2 protein-coding genes and 1 pseudogene are annotated in these 1653 nt (G+C 47.1%); all 3 read right to left on the minus strand.

Annotated features, from left to right (window positions below; translation table 11 throughout):
• Nucleotides 1–492, minus strand: a pseudogene (locus AC3AYF_RS20735) (hypothetical protein); the annotation flags it as partial.
• Complete coding sequence (locus AC3AYF_RS20740) at nt 476–1168, minus strand: flagellar assembly protein FliH (RefSeq protein WP_487780362.1); 693 nt, start codon at nt 1166–1168, stop codon at nt 476–478. The gene AC3AYF_RS20740 and the pseudogene AC3AYF_RS20735, both read right to left, overlap by 17 nt.
• Nucleotides 1155–1653: flagellar motor switch protein FliG (locus AC3AYF_RS20745; protein ID WP_487780363.1), on the minus strand; the 499-nt coding region annotated here is incomplete at its 5' end. The genes AC3AYF_RS20740 and AC3AYF_RS20745, both read right to left, overlap by 14 nt.

Below are 1653 nucleotides of genomic sequence, written 5' to 3' on the forward strand. Positions count from 1 at the left end.
ACCCACATCAAGATGTTCTCTTACCGGTGAGCGAGCTAAGGGATTTATCGGTTTCCCATGTAAGGGCACTCGTTCACTAACATTAAGTGGGCCTTTACCATCCAAGGGTTTACACGCACCATCAACCACACGGCCTAATAAGGCCTCACCAACCGGCACTTGCGAATCACTACGTATTGGCCGCACCCGCGCATTGGGCACGAGGCCTCGAATATCGCCGGTCGGCATTAAATATAAGGTTTCACCAGAAAAGCCTACCACTTCCGCTTCTATCGGTGGGCCACTGATGCCATGCACTTCACAGCGACTACCGACTGGGGCTTGAAAACCAACTGCTTCCAAGGTTAAACCGACCATGCGGGTTAATCGACCTTCTATCGGTAAAATTTCTGTTGGATTGTCATCCAATCGCTGTTGGTATTCTTTTAAGCGTGCGCGCCAAGCCGCAGTGCGTTCAGCCTGAACGGGGTTAGGCTCATTCTGAGCTGTCATCACTGCGTTCCTCACCCAACAACTTATTAATAACGCTGGCTAAGCGGGCTTCGACCGTAGCATCGACGGTGGTATCGGCGGTTTCTAATCGCAGACCTCCGCGTGTTAACACAGGATCGTCTATCCACTGCCAATTCTCATCGCCTTGTTCAACCGACAAACCTTTTTTAACCAATTCTATATCTTGTGGGTGCAAAAAGATCTTTAATTTACGGTCATTGATCGGTAATACGGCTAAAGCCGCCCTCATTGCACCAATCACATGTTCGGGTTCGGCTCTTAGTTCGCGCCGTACTAATTGCCGAGTCATGGTGATAACCATGTTCATCAAGTCATTTTCGACTTGTTGATCCAAATCTAACAAAGGTGTGTTTAAGGCGGTGATGATTTGATTTAACACGGTCAGCTTCTGGGCAATTTCTTGTTTGCCTGTTTCTAGACCGGCTTTATAACCGGCTTCACTGCCTTGTTCAAAGCCAGTTTTAAACCCTTCTTCTTGGGCTTCTTTTTGCAGTTTTTCGATGGCTTGCACGGTCATCATCGAATGATCATCGTCTTCAAGATCACTGACCGACACCATGCGAGGTGCTTCCCAACGTTGATACGCCGAGGCTATTTCTTCCGACGATAAAACGTCTGCTTGTGCGGTTTCTACCACATCATCAGACGAAATCATCTCCAGCACCTCCGCCTAACATGATTTCACCTTTGTCAGATAAAATACGGGCTGCGGTTAATATTGTTTTCTGTGCTGCTTCAACATCACTAACACGAACCGGTCCCATTGCTTCAAGATCATCACGCATCATTTCAGCTGCACGCTGAGACATATTGCTTAGGAATTTCTCTTTCAATACGTCATCAGCCCCTTTTAATGCCAGTTGCAGTTGATCCGTTTGCACTTCTCGCATTAAGGTTTGGAAGCCACGATCATCAACATCCACTAGGTTCTCAAATACAAACATCAGATCTTCAATATTTTGACCGATATCGGGTTCCTGTTCTTTTATTTTTTCCATAATCGCGGCCTCAGCACTACCTTCAACAAAGTTGAGAATATCCGCCGCTGTTTTTAGGCCGCCCACCATGGTGCTCTGGCCACCCTGCTTGCCACTGAATTGTTTTTCCAGAATCTCATTCAATTCTGATAACGCCGTCGGT

The sequence above is a fragment of the Salinicola sp. genome (assembly GCF_982684285.1).

What these genes read in the sequence shown, in the direction of transcription:
- AC3AYF_RS20740 (WP_487780362.1), bottom strand. Translation starts at nt 1,168, where the DNA reads ATGATTTCGTCTGATGATGTGGTAGAAACCGCACAAGCAGACGTTTTA.